22 protein-coding genes are annotated in these 21,065 nt (G+C 65.4%); 7 read left to right on the top strand and 15 right to left on the bottom strand.

Features of this window, described 5'->3' with window-relative positions:
- Positions 1 to 25: 25 nt before the first annotated feature.
- From ACX80X_RS07390 to ACX80X_RS07380, 3 genes are read right to left on the bottom strand one after another with little or no spacing between them, the layout of a single operon-like run.
- A complete protein-coding gene (locus tag ACX80X_RS07390) occupies positions 26 to 652 on the bottom strand; it encodes a hypothetical protein (RefSeq protein WP_252610107.1) in 627 nt (208 codons plus the stop codon).
- A 14-nt stretch (positions 653 to 666) separates the two neighbouring features.
- Entirely contained in the window at positions 667 to 1,251 is a 585-nt protein-coding gene (locus ACX80X_RS07385; RefSeq protein WP_252613974.1) for a DUF1990 family protein, read from the bottom strand.
- Positions 1,212 to 1,628, bottom strand: coding sequence for an MmcQ/YjbR family DNA-binding protein (locus tag ACX80X_RS07380; protein ID WP_252602197.1), 417 nt, complete (start codon positions 1,626 to 1,628; stop codon positions 1,212 to 1,214). Before ACX80X_RS07380 ends, ACX80X_RS07385 begins: the two co-directional genes overlap by 40 nt.
- Positions 1,629 to 1,673: 45 nt before the next feature.
- Between ACX80X_RS07380 and ACX80X_RS07375 the strand changes: the two genes are divergently transcribed.
- Positions 1,674 to 2,702 carry an isopenicillin N synthase family dioxygenase gene (locus ACX80X_RS07375; protein WP_252613975.1) on the top strand — a complete coding sequence of 343 codons (1,029 nt, stop codon included), beginning with the start codon at positions 1,674 to 1,676 and terminating at the stop codon, positions 2,700 to 2,702.
- Here the strand turns inward: ACX80X_RS07375 and ACX80X_RS07370 are convergent, their stop codons facing one another.
- Entirely contained in the window at positions 2,703 to 3,128 is a 426-nt protein-coding gene (locus ACX80X_RS07370) for a CoA-binding protein (RefSeq protein ID WP_252602191.1), read from the bottom strand.
- Between the two features lie 273 nt (positions 3,129 to 3,401).
- Here ACX80X_RS07370 and acs point away from each other — a divergent pair, with 273 nt between their 5' ends.
- The 4 genes from acs to ACX80X_RS07350 are packed head-to-tail and all read left to right on the top strand — an operon-like array spanning position 3,402 to position 8,651.
- Positions 3,402 to 5,618 (top strand): acetate--CoA ligase, encoded by a 2,217-nt coding sequence (acs, locus tag ACX80X_RS07365; RefSeq protein WP_252613976.1) that lies wholly within the window; start codon positions 3,402 to 3,404, stop codon positions 5,616 to 5,618.
- Entirely contained in the window at positions 5,615 to 6,805 is a 1,191-nt protein-coding gene (gene sfnG / locus ACX80X_RS07360) for a dimethylsulfone monooxygenase SfnG (RefSeq protein WP_252610089.1), read from the top strand. The genes acs and sfnG overlap by 4 nt, the downstream gene beginning before the upstream one ends.
- Positions 6,805 to 8,160: an O-acetylhomoserine aminocarboxypropyltransferase/cysteine synthase family protein gene (locus ACX80X_RS07355; RefSeq protein ID WP_252602182.1), complete on the top strand. Its 1,356-nt coding sequence runs from the start codon at positions 6,805 to 6,807 to the stop codon at positions 8,158 to 8,160. Before sfnG ends, ACX80X_RS07355 begins: the two co-directional genes overlap by 1 nt.
- The gene (locus tag ACX80X_RS07350) at positions 8,157 to 8,651 is read left to right on the top strand and encodes a CoA-binding protein (RefSeq protein WP_252602180.1); all 495 of its coding nucleotides are present in this window, start codon (positions 8,157 to 8,159) and stop codon (positions 8,649 to 8,651) included. Before ACX80X_RS07355 ends, ACX80X_RS07350 begins: the two co-directional genes overlap by 4 nt.
- A gap of 47 nt (positions 8,652 to 8,698) precedes the next feature.
- On the opposite strand, the gene ACX80X_RS07345 is transcribed toward ACX80X_RS07350, so the two are convergent.
- The 5 genes from ACX80X_RS07345 to ACX80X_RS07325 form a co-directional block, all read right to left on the bottom strand.
- Complete coding sequence (locus tag ACX80X_RS07345) at positions 8,699 to 9,481, bottom strand: hypothetical protein (RefSeq protein ID WP_459311630.1); 783 nt, start codon at positions 9,479 to 9,481, stop codon at positions 8,699 to 8,701.
- The gene (locus tag ACX80X_RS07340) at positions 9,478 to 10,029 is read right to left on the bottom strand and encodes an RNA polymerase sigma factor (protein ID WP_252602176.1); all 552 of its coding nucleotides are present in this window, start codon (positions 10,027 to 10,029) and stop codon (positions 9,478 to 9,480) included. The genes ACX80X_RS07345 and ACX80X_RS07340 overlap by 4 nt, the downstream gene beginning before the upstream one ends.
- A gap of 281 nt (positions 10,030 to 10,310) precedes the next feature.
- Positions 10,311 to 10,652, bottom strand: coding sequence for a YegP family protein (locus ACX80X_RS07335; protein WP_252610083.1), 342 nt, complete (start codon positions 10,650 to 10,652; stop codon positions 10,311 to 10,313).
- A gap of 255 nt (positions 10,653 to 10,907) precedes the next feature.
- On the bottom strand, positions 10,908 to 12,197 hold the full coding sequence (locus ACX80X_RS07330; RefSeq protein WP_056348633.1) for an adenylosuccinate synthase: 1,290 nt from the start codon (positions 12,195 to 12,197) through the stop codon (positions 10,908 to 10,910).
- A gap of 244 nt (positions 12,198 to 12,441) precedes the next feature.
- Positions 12,442 to 13,506, bottom strand: coding sequence for a M14 family zinc carboxypeptidase (locus ACX80X_RS07325; protein WP_252613984.1), 1,065 nt, complete (start codon positions 13,504 to 13,506; stop codon positions 12,442 to 12,444).
- 308 nt (positions 13,507 to 13,814) lie between these two features.
- On the opposite strand from ACX80X_RS07325, the gene ACX80X_RS07320 reads away from it, so the two are divergent.
- Complete coding sequence (locus tag ACX80X_RS07320) at positions 13,815 to 14,444, top strand: uracil-DNA glycosylase family protein (RefSeq protein WP_056348638.1); 630 nt, start codon at positions 13,815 to 13,817, stop codon at positions 14,442 to 14,444.
- Positions 14,445 to 14,597: 153 nt separating this feature from the next.
- Here the strand turns inward: ACX80X_RS07320 and ACX80X_RS07315 are convergent, their stop codons facing one another.
- The 4 genes from ACX80X_RS07315 to ACX80X_RS07300 all read right to left on the bottom strand — a co-directional run bounded on the left by ACX80X_RS07315 (position 14,598) and on the right by ACX80X_RS07300 (position 18,428).
- Positions 14,598 to 15,020, bottom strand: coding sequence for a DUF3151 domain-containing protein (locus ACX80X_RS07315; RefSeq protein ID WP_252602174.1), 423 nt, complete (start codon positions 15,018 to 15,020; stop codon positions 14,598 to 14,600).
- Positions 15,021 to 15,022: 2 nt separating this feature from the next.
- Positions 15,023 to 16,042: a class II fructose-bisphosphate aldolase gene (gene fbaA, locus ACX80X_RS07310; protein WP_056348649.1), complete on the bottom strand. Its 1,020-nt coding sequence runs from the start codon at positions 16,040 to 16,042 to the stop codon at positions 15,023 to 15,025.
- Positions 16,043 to 16,254: 212 nt separating this feature from the next.
- Entirely contained in the window at positions 16,255 to 17,511 is a 1,257-nt protein-coding gene (locus tag ACX80X_RS07305; RefSeq protein WP_252613986.1) for a lipase family protein, read from the bottom strand.
- Between the two features lie 224 nt (positions 17,512 to 17,735).
- Positions 17,736 to 18,428 carry a TrmH family RNA methyltransferase gene (locus tag ACX80X_RS07300; RefSeq protein WP_374209906.1) on the bottom strand — a complete coding sequence of 231 codons (693 nt, stop codon included), beginning with the start codon at positions 18,426 to 18,428 and terminating at the stop codon, positions 17,736 to 17,738.
- A gap of 52 nt (positions 18,429 to 18,480) precedes the next feature.
- Between ACX80X_RS07300 and ACX80X_RS07295 the strand changes: the two genes are divergently transcribed.
- On the top strand, positions 18,481 to 19,311 hold the full coding sequence (locus ACX80X_RS07295) for an HAD-IIA family hydrolase (RefSeq protein ID WP_252602164.1): 831 nt from the start codon (positions 18,481 to 18,483) through the stop codon (positions 19,309 to 19,311).
- Here the strand turns inward: ACX80X_RS07295 and ACX80X_RS07290 are convergent.
- Both ACX80X_RS07290 and pyrE read right to left on the bottom strand, forming a co-directional pair.
- Positions 19,308 to 20,348 carry an alpha/beta fold hydrolase gene (locus ACX80X_RS07290; RefSeq protein ID WP_252613992.1) on the bottom strand — a complete coding sequence of 347 codons (1,041 nt, stop codon included), beginning with the start codon at positions 20,346 to 20,348 and terminating at the stop codon, positions 19,308 to 19,310. The genes ACX80X_RS07295 and ACX80X_RS07290 overlap by 4 nt on opposite strands.
- 70 nt (positions 20,349 to 20,418) lie before the next feature.
- A complete protein-coding gene (gene pyrE, locus ACX80X_RS07285; RefSeq protein ID WP_252602161.1) occupies positions 20,419 to 21,000 on the bottom strand; it encodes an orotate phosphoribosyltransferase in 582 nt (193 codons plus the stop codon).
- Between the last annotated feature and the right edge of the window lie 65 nt (positions 21,001 to 21,065).

Below are 21,065 nucleotides of genomic sequence, written 5' to 3'. Positions count from 1 at the left end.
TCAGTTGCAGGGGTATATGGGTTGTTCAACCTGCGGCCAGGGCAAGGTCACAGGCCTGGATGGCCTCACGTGCAGCCTGCTGCTGCGCCGGGGTTCCTGCCCGTTCCGCCCACTGTTCGGCCAGCTGGAACTCCACCAGCGCCTCGGTAAACCGGCCGGCGCCGTGGAAAGTCCAGCCGAGGTTGTTGTGCAGCGCCACCATCCAGCGCCGTGTGTGCGGATCGTGGGCGGTGGACGCGTATTCGAGGGCGCTCCGGGTCCACAGTTCAGCGTGGGCGGAGTCTGCCAGGGCCAGCACGTGCAGCGCGTCGACGGCGAGGAACTCCTCGCCGAGGTGGTCGCCGAGCTCGGCTGCCTGTTCGAACAGGGGCACGGCCATGGCGGCGTGGCCGCTGGAGTTCAGGACGCGTCCGCGTTCCAGCAGGATCCGCACGCCGACGGTGGGTTCTTCCTCGCCGTCCACGGAGTCCAGCAAGGCATCCGCCTCCTCGTAGCGGCCCTGCAGGCCAATGGCCCGGCCAAGCTGCGTGGCGAGTTCGGCCTTTTCGTACGTGTCGTAGGTCGGGTCAGTAAGGGCGTCCCGGAAGCGCTGTTCGGACAGCTCGGGATCCCCAAAATTCCATAGGCGGTCAAGGGTCGATTGGTCCAGCATGTACCTTCTCCTGATCAGCTTTCACCTGCGGCGAGTTGGCGTGCCCCTCCAACGTATCGCGAAGTGATGTGCCGTTGCGCCGCCCGGGCCAGCAGGCCTCCCGCCTGGTAGAACCAGTTCGCGTGCCTGCTGAAGGCGGTGATCTTCAGGAACACCAGCCCGTCAGCGCCGATCTCAACTTCGAAGGCTTCCTCGCCGCGTTCAGGATGGCCGGGCAGCGTGCCGTAGCCGAAGCCCGCTGACTGGGGGCCGTCTCCCGGCACCGGCCGCCGCACCCAGACCACCTCGCACGGGGCATTGATACGGAAAGGCCCGACACCGAACCCGCTCACCACGCGTGCGCCGGAGATCACGACGTCGGACTCGGTCCGGACGCGCAGTCCAGACCGACGCTGCAGTTCCCATATAAGGATTCCGTGCGCCACCCGTCGGTAGACCGCCGGTCCATCGCCCAGGTACTCCCGCGATACGAGGCAGGGGTAACCTTCCGGCGCCCGGCCGTGTTCGGTGAAGCCGATGCCCGGATAGTTGAGGCCGCCGGGAGCCAGGCGCTTCCCCGTCAACGGGGCCCGCCCGAAGACCCGGACAGCCGCGCCCACCCCAGCTGCTCCTGCTGCTTGCGGCTCAGGGAGACCACCACCAGGTCGTAGGAATCCTCCACCATGTCCCGGACCATGGCATCAGGCAGGTTTCCATCCAGCCGCACGCCGTTCCAGTGCGTCTTGTTCATGTGCCACGCGCCGGTGATTTCAGGGTGGGCGGCCCGCAGCTGCTCAGCCAGGGCGGGTTCACATTTCAGGCTCACGGACCAGTCGTCGGGGTTCATGGCGGACGCGGCAAACATCTTGGCTTCATGCCGCGCGCCACCTGCCACGGCAGCCCGGACCTTGAACACGGAGGTCTCCGGGCCGAAGGGAAAATCCTCGAAGGCACCGGGAAATGACAGGCATATTGCCTTGAGTTGGGCTGCGTCCATGGACCGAGCCTACAAAGCCCTTCCCGGCGGTGCTAGTCTGCGAAGATGTCACCCGATCAGGCCACCATTCCCGTTCTGGACATGAGCGCCGCACGCCAGCCGTACGGCTCCTTCAGCCCCGAATTCATTGACCAGCTGCGGGACGCCGCCCACAACGTGGGCTTCTTCCAAATCACCGGTTACGGCGCCGCCCCCGGCCAGGCCGACGAGCTGCTGGCCCTCATCAAACGCTTCTTCGAACTGCCCCTCGAGGAGCGGATGAAGCTGGACAACAGGATTTCCCCGCACTTCCGCGGCTACACCCGGATGGGCACCGAAGTCACGCAGGGACGGGCCGACGCCCGCGAGCAGATCGACTACTCCCCCGAGCGCGAGCCCGTCCACAACTATCCGGCCGACCAGCCGTACTGGCTTCTCCAAGGGCACAACATGTGGCCCGATGAGGCGTTGCCGGAGCTCAAGCCGGCGGCCATGGCCTGGGCCGACCTGATGTCCAGTGTGGGCATGGAGCTGCTGCGGGGCATCTCGGTTTCCCTGGGACTGCCGGAGGACCACTTCGACGAGCCCTTCGGCAACGAACCCGCGTGGATGGGCAAGCTGGTGCATTACGTCGGCGGTGTGGTGGAGGCGGCCGGGAACCAGGGCGTGGGCTCCCACGCTGACTACGGTTTTGTCACCCTCCTCCTCCAGGACGAGGTGGGCGGCCTCGAAGTGCTGCCGCCCGGGACAACTGAATGGGCGCCGGTTGAGCCTGTTCCCGGGGCACTCGTGGTGAACCTGGGCGAAATGCTGGAGGTGGCCACGGAAGGATTCCTTGCCGCCACGATCCACCGGGTCAAGGCGCCGCCACCGGGCGTGGACCGCTACTCAGTCCCGTTCTTCTGGTCGCCGCGGCTGGACGCTGTCATCGATCCGGTGCCGCTGCCTCCGGAGCTCAAAGCCCAGGCACGCGGCATCTCCGACGATCCGTCCAACCCGATGCTTGCGTCCTTTGGCCTGAACATGCTCAAGGGCCGCATGCGCGCCCATCCCGATGTGACCGAACGCCACTACCCGGAGCTGATGCAGCGCTGATCAGAGGTTGTACTTCCACGCCTGCTGCGCGGGGCAAACGTCCATCACCACGTCCAGGCCGGCGGCCTTGGCACGGTCCACTGCCGCTTCGTCGATAACACCCAGCTGCAGCCACACGGCTTTGGCGCCCACGGCAATTGCCTGGTCCACCACCGCACCGACCTTCTGTGAGTTCACAAAGCAGTCGACGACGTCGAGGGGTTGCTTTTCGGAGGGAATTTCACCCAGGGTACGGTACCCGGTTTCGCCGTGGACGGCATCGCCGGGAAGGTTGACGGGGATGATGTCCATCCCGAGCCGGTCGCGGATAAACAGCGAGGTGTCGTAGGCGGCACGCCACTCGTTGGTGGTCAGGCCCACGATGGCCCACCGCCCTTTGTTTCGCATCAGGCGCTCAATAACGGCAGGATCGTTGACGTGGACCATGATGCAAGCGTACATCGTCCCCTGAGCGGCCCCTGATCGAATATTTGAATGAATAGCTGGCGTCAATACTCGCGTGAGCGAATATTACGTCCCACAGACCATGATTTGGCGCAAGGCATGCGGTTCGGCTGTAGTGGTAGTGACCATCCCGAGCGGCCGAGAGACCTGGATCGATGAAGCCGCAGCATCCCTGACCAAACGCTGTACCCGTTGAGGCGACCATCCTCGGCACACAGCGAAGGGTGCTACCGCCAGGATCGATGGAGCACATCTATGACATCAGAAGTATCCTCTGCCACGCCTTTATCCACCCCGAGTCCCGTCAGCGCCGCAGCAGCGGCCGCCACACTGGGCTCTCCCCAATCCACTTCGAACGCGACGGCGGTCGAAGCAGGGCTGCGTGACGCGCCCGGCCCTTCCAGCAGCTCATCGGGATGGTCCTCGACCGAGCCCAACGACGTCGCAGTGCACGGCGCACCGTCGGGAGGGCCGGCGCGCCACAGCAGCACCATCACCACTCAGCACACGGCGGAGCACGAAGAAACACGCGGCGAAGCCCAGCCGGACAATGTGGCATTTTGGGAACAGCAGGCCCTCCGCCTGGACTGGGCGCAGCCCGAAGGAATCACAGGCAAGCCGTGGCACACGGCCCACCGCCGCGTCCCGGCCGACCCCGCAGCCGGCAAAGGCCCGGAGATCACCTGGTTTGAGGGCGGCAAGCTCAACGTCGCCTACAACTGCGTGGACCGCCACGTAGCCAATGGCCGCGGCGACAAGGTGGCCCTCCACTTCGAAGGGGAGCCCGGGGACCGCCGAGCCATCACGTACGCGGAACTGCAGCGCGAAGTCTCCAAGGCCGCCAACGCCCTGCTGGCCCTGGGCATCACCAAGGGTGACCGCGTGGTCATCTACCTGCCGGTGATCCCCGAGACCGTCATCATCACCCTCGCCGTGGCCCGCATCGGCGCCATCCACTCGCTCGTTTTCGGCGGCTTCTCCGCCGAAGCCCTGAAGTTCCGCGTCGAGGACACGGGCGCCAAGCTCCTGGTGACCACGGACGGCCAGTTCCGCCGCGGTGTCGCCGTGCCCGTCAAGGACAACGCGGATGCCGCCGTCGCCGGGGACAACGCCATCGAACACGTGCTGGTCATCAACCGCACCACGGCGCCGGAGGACCTGGCCGCCGTCCCCATGATTGAAGGCCGCGACGTGTGGTGGCATGACGCCGTCGGGAGCGCCGCGGAAGTCCACGAACCGGAGGCGTTCGACGCCGAAACGCCGCTGTTCATCATGTACACCTCCGGGACCACCGGCAAGCCCAAGGGCCTGGTCCACACCTCCGGCGGCTACCTGACCCAGGCGTCCTGGAGCTTCGAACACCTCTTCAGCAACCCGGACCCCGCACTCCGCGACCAGGATGTGCACTGGTGCACCGCGGACCTCGCCTGGGTAACGGCGCACACCTACGAGATCTACGGCCCGCTCTCCAACGGCGCCACCCAGGTGATCTTCGAGGGCACCCCCAACACCCCGCACCCGGGCCGCCACTTCGAAATCATCGAACGCTACGGCGTCACGCAGTACTACACCGCGCCCACCCTGGTCCGCTCCCTCATGGGCTGGTTCCCGGACGGCGTGCCGGACAGCTACGACCTCTCCTCCATCCGGATGCTCGGGACCGTGGGCGAAGCCGTGAATCCCGAGGCCTGGCGCTGGCTGCGCCAGAATGTCGGCGCCGGCACCGCACCCGTGGTGGACACGTGGTGGCAGTCCGAAACCGGCGCCACCATCCTCTCCCCCGCCCCCACGGATACCGAGTTCAAGCCCGGCTGCGCGGCCCGCCCGCTGCCGGGCGTCAGTACCAGGATCGTGGACGACGCCGGCAATACGGTGCCGCCAGGCGTCCAGGGTTTCATTGTGGTTGACACGCCCGGGCCCGCCATTGCGCGCACCGTCTGGGGCAACCCCCGCCGCTACTACGACTCCTACTGGAGCCAGTATGTGGAGCAGGGCTGGTTCCTCGCCGGCGACGGCGCGAAGTACGACGCCGACGGCGACATCTGGATCCTGGGCCGCGTGGACGACACGCTGAACGTCTCCGGCCACCTGCTGTCCACCATCGAGATCGAGTCGGCGCTGGTGTCCCACCCGGACGTGGTGGAGGCCGGCGTCTGTCCGGTGGCCGATCCCAAGACCGGGCACGCGATTGTCGCCTTCGTCGTACTAAAGCGCGGGGTTTCGACAAGCTCAACCACCGAGGAGCTCCGCAACCACGTTGCGAAGGCGACCGGCCCGATCGCGAAGCCGCGCGACGTCGTCGTCGTTCCTGACGTACCGAAGACGCGCAGCGGCAAGATCATGCGCCGGCTGCTCACCCAACTATTCGAGGGGACCGCCCTGGGCGACACCACCTCCCTCCAAAACGAACCGGCGATCGCCGGAATCCAGGACGTCCTGCGCGAGCGGGCCCTAGTAAAGGAAAACTCATGACAGACATCAGCAACGTTGCCCGCCTTTCAGAGCCGCTCAAGTTTGCGTACTGGGTGCCGAACGTTTCCGGCGGCCTGGTGGTCTCCACCATCGAACAGCGCACCGGCTGGGACTTTGACTACAACAAGAAGCTCGCGCAGATCGCCGAGAACTCCGGTTTCGAATACGCCCTGACGCAGACCCGATACGCCGCCTCCTACGGAGCCGACAAGCAGCACGAGGCCACGTCCTTCTCCCTGGCCCTGCTCGCCGCCACAGAGCGCCTCAAGGTCATCGCCGCCGTCCACCCGGGCATGTGGCACCCCGGTGTGCTGGCCAAATACATCATCACCGCGGACCACATCTCCAACGGCCGCGCCGCCGTCAACATCGTCTCCGGCTGGCTCAAGAACGAATTCACCAACTTCGGCCTCGACTGGCTGGAGCACGACGAACGCTACGTCCGCACCGAGGAATTCATCAAGGTGCTGCGCGGACTGTGGACCGAGCAGGAGTACAGCCAGGCCGGCAAGTACTACAACATCACGGACTTCACCCTGAATCCGGCCCCCGTCGACGTTCCCGGCCGCGCCCACCCCGAGGTCTTCTTCGGCGGCAACTCGACGGCGGCCCAGGCCACCGCGGGCCGCGTGGCTGACTGGTACTTCTCCAACGGCAAGGACCTGGAAGGCTTCAAGGAGAACATCGCCGGCGTGGTGGCCGCTTCAGGTGAGACGAAGCGCGGCACCGACGGCGCCCTGGCCGCTCCCCGGTTCGGCCTCAACGGCTTTGTGATCGCCCGTGATTCCGAGAAGGAAGCCCGCGATACGCTGCGCGAAATCGTTGAGAAGGCACACAAGCCGGCAGTCCAGGGCTTCCGCGACGCCGTGCAGGAAGCCGGCGCGTCCACCAAGGACGGCAAGGGCATGTGGGCCGACTCCAGCTTCGAGGACCTGGTCCAGTACAACGACGGCTTCAAGACCCAGCTGATCGGCACCCCGGAGCAGATCGCCGAACGGATCGTGGCTTACAAGAAGATCGGCGTGAACCTCTTCCTCACCGGCTACCTGCACTTCCAGGAGGAAGTCGCCGCCTTCGGCCAGGACATCCTGCCGATCGTCCGCGAACTCGAAGCCGACCTGGCCCGCAAACACGGCACCGAGCTCGATCTCTCCAACACACCTGTAGCCGAGTCGGTGGCTGTCTGATGGCTGACCGCAAGTTCGGTTTCCGCACCCGCGCGCTGCACGCCGGCGGCACTCCCGACGCCGAGCACGGCGCCCGTGCGGTGCCCATCTACCAGACCACGTCCTTCGTGTTCAAGGACACCCAGGACGCCGCCAACCTCTTCGCCCTGCAGAAGTACGGCAATATCTACTCCCGCATCGGCAACCCCACCGTGGCAGCGTTCGAAGAGCGCATCGCCTCGCTTGAGGGCGGCATCGGAGCGGTGGCAACGTCGTCGGGCATGGCCGCGGAGTTCATCACCTTCGCCGCGCTGACGCAGTCAGGCGACCACATCGTGGCGGCATCCCAGCTGTACGGCGGCACCGTCACCCAGCTGGACGTGACCCTCCGCCGCTTCGGCGTGGACACCACCTTCGTTCCCGGCACCGACCCCGCGGACTATGCCGCGGCGGTCCAGGAGAACACGAAGGCGATCTTCGTCGAGGTGGTGGCCAACCCGTCGTCGGAAGTCCAGGACCTGGCGGCCCTCGCGAAGGTAGCGCACGACGCCGGCGTCCCCCTCGTGGTCGACGCCACCTTGAGCACGCCGTACCTGGTGCGCCCGATCGAACACGGTGCCGACATCGTGATCCACTCCGCCACGAAGTTCCTCGGCGGGCACGGCACCACGCTGGGCGGCGTGATCGTGGAGAGCGGCCGGTTTGATTGGGGCAACGGCAAGTTCCCCACCATGACCGAGCCGGTGGCGTCCTACGGAAATGTCTCCTGGTGGGGCAACTTCGGCGAATACGGCTTCCTCACCAAGCTGCGCTGCGAACAGCTCCGCGACATCGGCCCGGCACTTTCCCCGCTCTCGGCGTTCCAGCTGCTGCAGGGCGTGGAAACCCTGCCGCAGCGCCTGGATGAGCACCTCAAGAACGCCCAGGCAGTGGCCGAATGGCTCGAGGCCGATCCCCGCGTGGCCTACGTCAACTTCTCCGGGCTTCCCTCGCACCCGCATTTTGAGCGCGCGAAGAAGTACCTGCCCCTGGGCCCCGGCTCTGTCTTCTCCTTCGGCGTGAAGGGCGGCCGCACGGCCGGGCAGAAGTTCATCGAATCCCTACAGCTGGCCTCACACCTGGCCAATGTAGGCGATTCCCGCACCCTGGTGATCCACCCGGGTTCCACCACGCACCAGCAGCTGAGCCCGGTCCAACTGGAATCGGCGGGCGTTCCCGAGGACCTGGTCCGCATTTCCGTGGGCCTGGAGGACATCGACGACATCCTGTGGGACCTGGACCAGGCACTGGACGCGGCCTCGGTTTCGACGGGCTCAACCACCGAGGCGAGCTCAACCGCCGAAGCGGATTCCTGCACGGTTGGAGCGAACGTATGAGAACCGGCGAACGTACCTGGACCGGACCTTCCGCTCCGGAGCGCCTGAACCTGCTGCGCGCAGCCACCTCGATTGCGATCGTGGGCGCCTCGGACAAGCCGTCCCGGGCGAGCTATTTTGTGGCAACCTACCTGCAATCGTCCACGCGGTACAAGGTGTACTTCGTGAACCCCGTGGTCAAGGAGATCCTTGGTGAACCGACGTACGCCTCACTGGCCGATCTTCCCGAAAGCCCGGACATCGTGGATGTGTTCCGCAAGCACGGTGACCTCCCGGGCGTCCTGGACGAAGCCGTCGCGGCGGGCGCCAAAACCCTCTGGCTGCAGCTCGGCTCCTGGCATGAGGACGTGGCCACGGACGCGGAAGCCGCCGGGCTCAACGTGGTGATGGACCGCTGCGTGAAGATCGAGCATGCCCGGTTCCACGGCGGGCTGCACCTGGCCGGCTTCGACACCGGCGTGATCTCCTCCAAGCGGCAGCTGCTTTCCTGACGGAGATGCTCTTCCTGGCGGACAGGCGTTCCCTGAAGCAAACCTGATTAACGGCTGAACTTCTTCAGCCAGATTGAACCGGGTCCGGCCTTGCCGGCCCCGGTTTTTTCTGTCAGTGTCGGGGGTACCATGGCCGACGTCGGGGACTCTGCCGCTGTTCCGGCTTCGGCCAGGGTACCGGCAACCAGCTTTCCGGCCTTGTCGAGTTCGGCAGCGGCGTCACGGGTGACGCTCGCAGCGTTCCCCGGCACGCCGCCGTCGTCCGTCCTTGACTTGCCGGACGGCGTACCGTTTCCGCGGCCGGCCGGCTCCGCGCCCCGGTTCTGGCCTGCGTTTTCCGGACCGTTCGCCGGCGGGGCAGTTTCCCGTTCAACATTTTCCGGCTGTGCCGGCGCTGCGTCGTCGCGGGTTGCCGGCTCCGCGGGCAACTGCGCCTCTGTCCGATTTGCGGCGGTCCCGCTGGCGGCGGGAGTCCCTGCGATGGACCAGCCGGGAGCCCAGTCCTGCAACAACTTCTGGATGGAACTGCTGGCCTGCGCGTCCGGAGATGTGCCGGTGGCGGCCACCCCGGTGACGCCCAGCCCCATCCCCGCGATGACGGCAAGGCCCACAACAGTGGTCCGGTGCTTCCGGAGGAGCCGGTGCCGGGCGAGCTGGTGGGTCTGGCCAGACAAGAGTGCGGCCAGTTCGGGGCCGGGTTCGGGGACCGGCAGGGAGGCGAGGGAGCCCAGCGCGAGCAGGGTTTTTCGAAGCCCGGCGGAATCGGTTCCACCGGCGTCAAGGAGCATTTCGTCCACAGTACCGATCAGGGAGCTGGCATTGGAGGTCATGGCGCCACGTACTCCTTCACTGCGGACTGCTCGCGCAGCCGGATCAATGCACGGCGCTGGAGCTGTTTGACGGCGCCGGCACTCTTGCCCATCACAGCGGCCACCTGGTCCACCGTGAGGCCCGCGACGAGGCGTAACGACAGCACTTCCCGCTGTTCATCCGGCAATTCTTTGAGGAGATCGGCCACTTCCTGCGGCGAGATCCGGTGCAGCACTTCAGTCTCGGCCGAGGACTCCTCGCGTCCGTCGAGGTCGGGTTCGAACGGGAGTTTACTGGGGGTGCGCTGCTGTCTCCGGTGATCGTCCACCATCCTGGCGTGCGCCACGGAGAAGACAAACGTGCGCAGCCCGGCCACGCCGCCGGTAACCTTCTGCAGCCGTGGCAGGACGGCGATGAAGACTTCCTGCATAACCGCCTCCGGATCTTCTACCCCGCGGGCTGTGAGGTAGCCCAGGACCTGTGGCGCGTACGTTCGGTACACGATACTGAAGAGCTCCGGATCGCGGGCGCGCGCACGCAGAACGTCGTCTGTCAGTGCATCGGTCACGGACACAGGGCCTTCGGTGGAGGGGACTGGGCTTGCTCAGCTTGGGGCCCGCACGTCGCACGCGGAATGCCCTCGCCAGCCAACCTTACCTTCCAGTAACAAAAGAGCCGGCCTGGAACATGATGGGGGACAAGTTCCAGGCCGGCGCTTCATAGGGGTAATCGCTCTTCGCACCGCAGGGGTTACGCCGTCGGACAAAAAACCTTCCGGGAGCGTAACGTCGGGCAGGGCTGGCTACGTCCAGCGCGTTCGGGCCCAGCCCAGCTCAGGCCCAGCGCGCCTCAAATCCAGCGCGGGGCGGCCACCCCCAGGCGCGGTGCCTTGGCCATAACAAAAGTGTGCGCCCTGGTGGCGGGGACGCGTTGGTCCCCGCAGTTCGGCTGGAGTTGGGCGGGGACCACCACGGACGTGGGGGCGGGGGCGGTCCGCGAAACTTTGGCGGCGGGGCAGAGATCGGTGACCAGCCCTGTCCCGGCGCATTCGCGGACGGCGGCGATACCGGCAACCACTGCGGCTTTGTCCTCAAAAGCCCCGGACACAGCCATCACCGTGCCATCCGGCGCCGTGAGGCGGAACCTGAAATGTGAATCCGAATCCAAGAAAACTTCAAACTTCCCGGCCATGATAAATCCTTCCGGTCTGGGGTCCCGTCCGGGCGGCATCGTCGCCACGGGCGGTCCCGGAAGCATCTCTGCGTCCGGCACCTGCGGGTCTGGTCGAATGATCAACTGATCAGTTCAGGGTGTGCTTAAGAGTCTGTCCGGCCCGTCTACAGCCTCACAAGACCGGCTGCGTTAAGCCTGTGTAAATTCCCCCAAGTGACGACAAAGGCGGGCCACCCTTTCAGGTGACCCGCCGTCGTCGTGCTTTACAGGCTGTCAGTCGTTGATCAGATCGTGGACCACGATGGTCTGGTCACGGTCCGGGCCGACGCCGATCGCGGAGAAGCGCGTGCCGGAGAGCTTTTCGAGGGCCAGCACGTAGTTGCGGGCGTTCTCGGGGAGATCCTCCAGGGTGCGGGCACCGGTGATGTCCTCGGTCCAGCCGTCGAAGTACTCGAAGATGGGCACTGCGTGGTGGAACTCGGTCTGCGTCATGGGCATTTCGTCGTGCCGGACACCGTCAACGTCATAGGCAACGCAGACCGGGATCTGCTCGATGCCGGTGAGGACGTCCAGCTTGGTGACGAAGTAGTCCGTGAAGCCGTTCACGCGGGAAGCGTGGCGGGCCAGGACGGCGTCGTACCAGCCGCAGCGGCGCGGGCGGCCGGTGTTTACGCCGAACTCGCCACCGGTCTTCTGCAGGTACATGCCCATCTCGTCGAACAGTTCGGTGGGGAACGGTCCGGCGCCAACACGGGTGGTGTAGGCCTTGATGATGCCGATGGAGCGGGAGATCCGGGTGGGGCCGATGCCCGAGCCAACGGACGCGCCGCCGGCGGTCGGGTTGGAGGAGGTCACGAACGGGTAGGTGCCGTGGTCCACGTCCAGGAAGGTGGCCTGGCCGCCTTCCATAAGCACAACCTTGCCCTCGTCCAGGGCGTTGTTGAGGACCAGTGTGCTGTCGATGACCAGCGGGCGCAGGCGCTCGGCGAAAGCCAGGAAGTAGTCCACGATCTCGTCCACCACAATGTCGCGGCGGTTGTAGACCTTGACCAGGAGTTCGTTCTTCTGGCGCAGGGATCCTTCCACCTTCTGGCGGAGGATGGACTCGTCGAAGACGTCTTGGACGCGGATGCCCAGGCGGGCCACCTTGTCCATGTAGGCGGGGCCGATGCCGCGGCCGGTGGTGCCGATGGCGCGGCTGCCGAGGAAACGCTCGGTGACCTTGTCCAGGACCTGGTGGTAGGGCGCCACGAGGTGCGCGTTGGCGGAGATGCGCAGCTTGGACGTGTCCGCGCCACGGGCCTGCAGGCCTTCGATCTCCTGGAACAGGGCCTCGAGGTTCACCACACAGCCGTTGCCGATGATCGGAATCGCGTTGGGGCTCAAAATGCCGGCCGGAAGGAGTTTGAGCTCATACTTCTCACCGCCTACGACGACGGTGTGCCCGGCATTGTTGCCGCCGTTGGGCTTTACGACGTAGTCAACGCGGCCGCCCAGAAGATCGGTGGCCTTGCCTTTTCCTTCGTCGCCCCACTGGGCTCCTACGATCACGATTGCTGGCATGGGATCCTCCCCCATTCGTTCGGGCCGCACAGGTCCGTCCACCGAAATGGCAGGCCTGCGTAGCGCCGTTCATGAGAATGCCCCGAAGGCCATAGCCTGGCCGGACCGCTACGGCGGCCAACCACGCAAGAGTCCGGGGCTCTTACCACCCAAGTTTAGCCGATCACGGACTTTGTCCACTCAATAGGGTGCCCGTGGCCCTTCACGCGCGGCAAAGGACCACGGGCAGACTTCCCGCCGTCTACTACTCGTCGTCAGCTTCCTCGCCGGGACGGGACGTCTGGGTGTCCAGGCTGTCCCAGAAGGACGTATCGGCGTCGGCAATCGAACAGTCAGCGATGGCCGCCGCAGTGGCCGTCAGCGTGGTCACTGTCTGCTGGATCAGGTAACCGTTGCTGCGGAGCCCGAGGGCGTAGCCGTCCAGATAGTGATCAGACATGCCACGCATTTCGAAGAGCAGGGTAGCAATCCCGTACTCCACTGCGATGCCGTTGCGGCTGATGGTCTCGGCGCTGCCGCCCACATACTTGCCCAAGTGGCCCCAACCGGTGGAATCGACGTTGTTGAAGACCACGGCGCCCAACTGCTTGGACATTTCCACAACAGCCGGATCGGCATTGGGCGTGGTGGGGTACAGGATGGACCCGGAGACCAGCTTTCCGTCGCGTTCGCTCCGGGTGCCCTGGTGGTGCAGGTCGATCATGTAGTCAATGTTGTACTTCCGCATGACGTTGGTGTGAAGGGCCTGGGTTTCGGGCTGGATTTTGGCGACGTGGTCGCGGTTCAGGTCCACCTCCTCGGCGTTGTACCGCGTCATGTGGCGGTCGCCCTTGGCCAGGTAATCATCCAGCGGGAAGTTCACATCTCCCATCGCGCCGTCGGCGTTGAGCATGGGAACGATGAGGATGTTCACTCCGTCCAGGATGTCCCCCGATTTCCCGGTTCCCAGGTGTTTCACGAATGCCATGGCACCCTCGGTGGTCAACTGCTCATTTCCGTGCTGCTGGGTCAGGTACAGGATGGTGGGCTTGGCCGGGTCCGAAATGTACTTCACCAGGTGGATGTCCCGGCCCTTGACAGTCTGGCCGATCACTTCCAGATCCATGGCTGGCTGGCGGGTGTCCTGATCCTTCAGGAAGGAGACCAACTCGTCATAGGTTGCCAGTTTCGAGGTGGTGATCTGGCCGTTGCCGTCATAGTTGGGGCCTTCGCCCACGGCTTGGGCCAACGGTGCCGGCGCGGCGAGTGCCGTCAGAACCAGGGCTCCGGATACGGCCGCGGTCCTTAAAGTTGCCAGGGTTTTGTTCACGGTACGTTACCTCTCTCGACTGCATGGAGGGTGCGACCAGCCGCAACGTCCTTATTACGGGCTGTCACAGAAGCCAATCAAGCTAAACGAAAGCTGTCAATTAACTTGACAAAGACTGATCGCCCTGTGCCTTCCATCACGGGAGGTTAGGGCCGGGCCCCGCATTTCGCGGGGCTTGCTAAACTGATAGAGATCGACCAGGAATCGGTCCACACCACATTTCAAACCACGCCGGACGGGCGCGCCCATCACGCGCCCATTTTCCGGATTGGCAGCATCGCCGAGCCCCGCAGGAGACATTGCACTATATGACAGCCCTGGCCCCCGAATCCCTCCGTGAACAGCTCCTGAGCCGCCGCTACGAGCCCAACGTTGCCGCCGTCAACGAGCTGTGCGATTCCCTGCAGAGCGTCAAGCCCCACACCGAAGTCCCGTACGTCGACCCCATGCACGACGTGGACGAGTGCCGCATCATCAGCCTCTACTCCAACATCGGCGAGGCTGACCCGTCCGGCTTCATCACCGCCGGCGACGAAGACGCCGCCACCCGCATGCTCGGCATCCAGTGGAAGCTGGGCCTCCGCCCCGAGTTCGTGATGCCGTGGAACGTACACCCGTGGCACACCCCCGGCGAGGTCAACGGCAAGTTCACGCCGGACCAGATTTCCGCCGGCCTCAAGCCGCTCCTGAAGTTCCTCGCCGTGGTCCCCCGCGCCTCGGTGATCGTGGCCCACGGCACCGAAGCCAACCGCCTGGCCAACCTGCTGTTGAAGACCGAAGTTCCGCTGCTCTGGCGCCGCGGGCTGAAGACCTACAAGGTCCGCTCCCTCAGCGGCCGCGCCTTCGCCGGGACGCCCGCACGGCAGGAACAGTACCTTGAGGAAATGCGCGTCGTCTACACCGACGCCATGGCCCGCACAGGGCTCGCGAAGGTCTAGCCAACGGAACGCTCAACCACCGAACGACGGCGGGCGGTCACCTTTCTGAAACGGTGACCGCCCGCCGTCGTTCGTTAACAAGCAATGCGGGGTCACTTTCTGCCCAAAGACGTGGTTTATTGGGCAGGAAGTGACCCCGCGTTGCTCTTCAAACTACTTGCCCTCGATGGCTGCCTTGGCTGCCGGGTCCGAGTCGTTAAGGAACTTCTCGATGCGTTCCGGTTCCTCGGCCTCGCCGATGGCCGCGGACGCGCGGCCCAGCGAGTAGAGCGCGCGCAGGAAGCCGCGGTTGGGTTCGTGCTCCCACGGGATGGGACCCACGCCGCGCCAGCCGTTGCGGCGCAGAGAGTCCAGCCCGCGGTGGTAGCCAACGCGCGAGTAGGCGTAGGAATCGATGGTGCGGCCCTCGGCCCACGCCTCCTCCGCCAGGACAGCCCACAACAGCGACGATGTGGGGTGCTTTTCAACCAGGTCCAGGGCTTCGGCGCCGGCGTCCAGCTGCGCGTAGACGTCGGTCTCGGCAGGCAGGAGCGTTGGCTCCGGGCCCATGAGGTTCTTGCGGAACTCGTCGGACATTCCTAGAAGGTCTTTCCAGCGGAACCCAGCTGCTTGGTTGCCTCGACGACGCGGGCGGACAGGCCCGCCTCGGCGGAGGCACCCCAGACGCGCGGATCGTAGAGTTTCTTGTTGCCCACTTCGCCGTCAACCTTAAGCACGCCGTCGTAGTTCTTGAACATGTGGTCCACCACGGGACGCGTGTACGCGTACTGGGTGTCGGTGTCGATGTTCATCTTGATCACACCATAGGAGACGGCGTCGGCGATCTCCTGGTCGGAGGAACCGGAGCCGCCGTGGAACACGAGGTCGAAAGGGCTGTTCTTGCCAAGTTTGGCTCCCACTTGGGCCTGGATGTCCTTGAGGATCTCCGGGCGCAGCTTCACACCACCGGGCTTGTACACACCGTGCACGTTGCCGAAGGTCAGGGCCGTGATGTAGCGGCCGTTCTCGCCGGCGCCGAGGGCTTCAATGGTGGCCAGAGCGTCCTCCACCGTGGTGTACAACTTGTCGTTGATGGCGTTTTCCACGCCGTCTTCCTCGCCGCCCACGATGCCGATTTCAACTTCGAGGATCATCTTCGCGGCGGCGGTGCGTTCCAGCAGTTCGCGCGCGGTGCTGAGGTTCTCGTTGAGCGGCTCGTGCGAACCGTCCCACATGTGCGAGTTGAAGATCGGGTTGCGGCCGGCCTTGACCTCGGCCTCCGAAGCTGCGAGCAGCGGCAGGACAAAGCCGTCCAGCTTGTCCTTGGGGCAGTGGTCGGTGTGGAGGGCAATGTTGACGCCGTAGTTCTTGGCAACTTCCCGGGCGAACGCGGCGAAGCCGAGCGAACCGGCCACCATGTCCTTGGTGGCCGCGCCGGACCAGTAGGCGGCTCCGCCGGTGGACACCTGGACGATGCCGTCGGACTCAGCCTCGGCGAAGCCGCGCAGTGCGGCGTTCAGCGTCTGCGAGGAGGTGACGTTGACGGCCGGGAATGCATAGCCTCCGGCCTTGGCACGGTCGATCATCTCGGAGTAGATCTCTGGGGTTGCAATGGGCATGGTGACTCCTATGCTGAGTTTTCGTCTATGGGTTGTGACCCTGGAGAGTAGACCTCTTACGGCTAGCCACCATCCTAGCCATTTCTGTACAGGGGCAGTGTTTCGGGTCACGCGGGCCGGTAACACTTACGCTCACATGCCGCACCGAGATGGCATTTCACGGCAGTGTCGGCGCCCGGGACTGCCGCGAAATGCCATCTCGTGCAGGGGGTTTAGCCGTACAGCCAGCAGTTGCTCACTGCGGACCGGTTTGAGAAGCGGCGCTCCAGGAAGATGAACGCCTGCGGGATGGCGGCCGCGTAGCCGCCGATGTGGGTGGCCCCGGCCGTGACATCGAAATACACCGACGATCCGGCGGCGCACCAGCGCTTGGCCAGCTGCCTGCCTTGGTCGTAGGGGATGACGTCATCGAGGACGCTGTGCGAGAGCAGTACGGGGACCTGCGGCGCCCGGCCGTTGCCGATCTTCTGTGCGGCAATGACGGTTTTTAGCTCGGGGAGCTCCAGCAGCGAGCTCAGCTTCTGCCCCGAAACCGTGAGCTGCGCAGTGTTCAGGAAGCCGCTTGAGGCGATCGACTGCAAAGTGCAGTCGTTGTCTGTCGCCGCCAGCTTCGCCCGCCCTGCGGCGTTGAGGTGGGGGCTCAGGTCCAGTCCGCCGGCGGCGCCCATGCCCGTCACCGCATAGAGCAGGAAGCCGGTATACAGGCCGCCGTCGAGGTTTCGTCCGACGGCGGGAAGGTCCGCCGGAACCGCCCCCGCGTACGCACCCTTGAGGTTCAGTTCCGGAGCGTATTGGGGTGCAAGCTCGACGGCGGCTGCCGAGGCGCCGCCGCCCTGCGAGTAGCCAGCCAGGGCTACGGGGCCGCCGGGCATGATCTGCGGGTTCCCCAGCCGCTGGGCCGCACGGGCGGCGTCGAGAACGGCATGCGCCTGCGATTCGCGCGCCATGTAGGTGTGGCTGCCGGCCGTGCCGAGGCCCTCATAGTCGGTCACCGCCCGCGAGTAGCCCCTCGCCAGCAGCCCGGCGATGAAGATTCCTTCGTATTCCTCGCCGGTGGCCATGGCCCGGGACGGCGCGCACTGGTCCCCCTGCCCCTGGGTTCCGGCGGCGTAGCTGACCAGCGGGCGCGGGCCCGACCCGGTCCAGGCCGCGTACGGCACCAGCACTGTGCCGGTCACGGCGACGGGCGCCCCGGAACTGTTCACGGAGCGGTACATGATGCGCTGCACGGAGGCCTGGGCCCGGATGATCTTGAGCGGATCGACATGGAAGACAGACGGCTCCGTCCGGACCAGGTCGCCGTTGTTGGCCGGAAGTGAGGCGGGGGTGAAGTAGAAGTCGAGCGGGTTGGCCGTCGTCGCCGGTGTAAGGGCAGGTGCCGGCTCGGCGTAGGCCACCGCGCCACAACCGAAGGTGAGAACCGCGGCCAACATAATGGCCGAACAGACGCGTACAGAAGGATGCTTCATTGAACCTCCAGTCAGTGCCACACTCGCCAGTGAGTGTGATCCAAGCCAGATGCTACTGGCGGGTAACTTATAGACCTAGGGATTCACGAAGATTACCGATAGTTTCATCTCGGATTCAACGCCGGGGCCAGCCGCGCCTGCATCGAGATGGCATTTCACGGCAATGCCGGAGCCCGGGACTGCCGTGAAATGCCATCTCGGCGGGGTTCAGAAGTTGCGCGGGGTCAGACGGGCTGGCTAAAGACGTGCCGGCGGATCCAGGCGTGCATGGCGATCGCGGCGGCGGAGGCGGCGTTGATGGAGCGCGTGGAGCCGAACTGCTCGATGGACAGGGTGGCAAGGGCCGCCTCGTGGACCTCCGGCGTCAGCCCGGGCCCTTCCTGGCCGAACACCAGGACGCAGTCCTTGGGCAGCTCATACGTCTCCAGGGGCACGGAATCCGGGAAGATGTCGATCCCGATGATCGCGAGCCCCTCCCCCTGCGCCCACACCACAAAGTCCTCAACGGTCGGGTGGTGGCGGACGTGCTGGTAACGGTCGGTGACCATCGCCCCGCGCCTGTTCCACCGGCGTCGTCCGATGATGTGGACTTCCTTGGCGAGGAACGCGTTGGCGGTGCGCACCACGGTGCCGATGTTGAGGTCGTGCTGCCAGTTTTCGATGGCGATGTGGAAGTTGTGCCGCTTCGAATCGAGGTCCGCCACGATCGCGTCATGCTTCCAGTAGCGGTACTGGTCCACCACATTGCGGCGGTCGCCGTCGGCGAGCAATTCCGGATCCCAGTGGTCACCTTCCGGCCACGATCCCTCCCAGGGCCCGACGCCGACCTCCGCCTTTGGCTCCGGCGCCTCCTGGGGCGCTGGCTCCTCCGCTGGAATCGGATGAAGTTCGACTGGGTTTCCGGGCGTTTGTTTCACCCCTCAACACTAGACTGGACCACTGGAGCATTCATCACCGGCGGAGGTAAACGTGGCAGAAGCAGACCAGGTACAGGGTTCACCGGCGGTTTACCGCAGCGGCCAGGAGATCGAATGCTGGCTGACAGACATGGACGGCGTGCTCGTCCACGAAAACCATGCCGTCCCAGGGGCCGCCGAACTGATCCAGCGCTGGGTGGACACGTCCAAGCGGTTCCTGGTGCTGACGAACAACTCGATCTTCACGCCCCGCGACCTGGCTGCCAGGCTGCGGGCCTCCGGGCTGGAGATCCCCGAGGAGAACATCTGGACGTCCGCGCTGGCCACCGCCACCTTCCTCAAGGACCAGGTGCGGGGTTCCGGCTCCGGGAACCGCGCCTACACCATCGGCGAGGCAGGGCTGACGACGGCGCTGCACGAGGCAGGCTTTATCCTCACCGACCAGGACCCGGACTATGTGGTGCTCGGCGAAACCCGTACGTACTCCTTTGAGGCCATCACCATGGCCATCCGCCTGATCCTGGCCGGGGCCCGCTTTATTGCCACCAACCCGGACGCCACCGGCCCGTCCAAGGACGGCCCGATGCCCGCGACGGGCGCCATCGCCGCGCTCATCACGAAGGCCACAGGCCGGGAACCGTACATTGTGGGCAAGCCGAATCCCATGATGTTCCGGTCCGCCATGAACCAGATCGATGCGCACTCGGAGACCACGGCAATGATCGGGGACCGGATGGACACCGACATCATCGCCGGCATGGAGGCAGGCCTGCACACGGTCCTGGTCCTCAGCGGCATTACGCAGCGCGAAGACATTGCCGCCTACCCGTTCCGGCCCAACCAGGTGCTGGACTCCGTGGCCGACCTGAAGAACCAGATCTAGAAGACCGTCACCTTCGAGCCACCGCGGGGCAGCGGGAAAAAGTCGTCCATCAGCCGCTCCACGATGGGCCGGTAGATGAGCGGATTCCAGCCCGGGCTCGCGTGCGCCGGCAGGGCCCCGTCCGTTTGCAGGTCCATGGAGACCATGTGGGGTTGGAACGCTGCCGACCACGCGTCCTTGGCCGTCTGGTAACGGACCGTGCGGTCTTTCGGGTTGCCGATGTACGCCATCCGCGTCGCGCCGAGCTTGTCCACAAACCGGTTTCCGTCGAAGTGGTAGATGTAGGCCGACTCGGACTGGATGAGCACACTGGACGGGGCGATCGGGGACAGCTGCTCCATGGTCTGGTCCAGGATCTGCCGCCAGGTCCGCTCGTCCTTGTGGATGACGCGCTCCCCCAGTTCGTAGCTGCCGCGGACCACGGACGGGACCCGGAAGCCGCTCTCGTACAGGAACACCACGCCGTCGAACCAGCTCTCGTCCAGCACGTCGCTCCGGCTGTAGGGGCTGGAGTCCAGCAGGATGAAATCCACCTCCACGCCGTGGAATTCCCGGAGCCGCGCTGCCACCTGGGTGGCCACCATGCCACCGAAGCTGTGGCCGTAGAAAAAAAGCTTGGTCAGCTTTTTCGCCCGGACGTGTTCGATGACGGCGATCACCACCTCATCGATGTCCAGCCCTAGGTTGGAATAGCCGACGGCGGCCAGCTGGCCGCGCTTGTTCAGCGCACCACGCATTGCGTTCAGGATCCAGAGCGCCTCTTCCCAGCTTGTCTTGTAGCCGGGGAAGAGGAACCAGCTGGCGTTCGGGTAGTAGGCGTCGGCGAAGTCGTCCGCGACCTGCAGTATCCGGTTGACCTGCCGCTCCGCCTGGACATGGCGGGTGACCAGCATGTCCGCCGCCAGCAGGGCCGAGGCGCCCGTGCCGGCCAGGAACCCGCGGCGCGAAAACCGCTTGAATGCGGCGGCATTGGCCAGCAGTCGGGCTTGATGAGCACCTGGCTGTTCCTGCGGATCTGCTTCCCCCCTGTACGGCACACCTCTACCGTAGCCACAGCGGAAGCCGCCGCTGCAACCCCGGCGCCGTGTAACCCCTGGCGTGAACCCGCTAGGAGAGGCCCAGCTCGTCCTTGCCGAAGGCGAACAGGTAGGGCACGCCGGTCTCGGCTTCGATCTTTTCCTTGGCACCGGTGTCCCGGTCCACGATGACGGCCACGGCCACCACGTTGCCGCCGGCTTTCCGGACACCCTCAACAGCGGTGAGGGCGGAGCCGCCGGTGGTGGACGTATCCTCCAGCACCAGGACCTTGCGGCCGTCAACCGACGGACCTTCAACCTGGCGGCCCATGCCGTAGGACTTCTGGGCTTTGCGGACCACAAACGCGTCCACGGTGCGGCCGGCGTCCACCGCAGCGTGCATAACGGCGGTGCCCACGGGGTCAGCACCCATGGTCAGGCCACCGGCGCACTCAAAGTCGATTCCGGCGTCGTCCGTCAGTGACAGCATGACCTGTCCCACCAGCTTGGAGGCCTCATGGTGCAGCGTGATGCGGCGCAGGTCGATGTAGTAGTCGGCCTCGGCACCGCTGGAGAGGATCACCTTGCCGCGGACCACGGCAAGTTCCTTGATCAGTTCCAGCAGGCGGGCACGGGCAGCAGTGTTGGAAGCAGCATCAGGGGTGGCAGTCATGGTGTCCAGTTTACTGGAGGCCTCGACGCGGAAATGGCCCTGTGACGCAGAAAAGGAACGGCGCT

The sequence above is a fragment of the Pseudarthrobacter sp. MDT3-1 genome (assembly GCF_054510755.1).
Note: the sequence above shows the minus strand (reverse complement) of the source record. Positions and strands in the feature narration are given on the sequence as shown.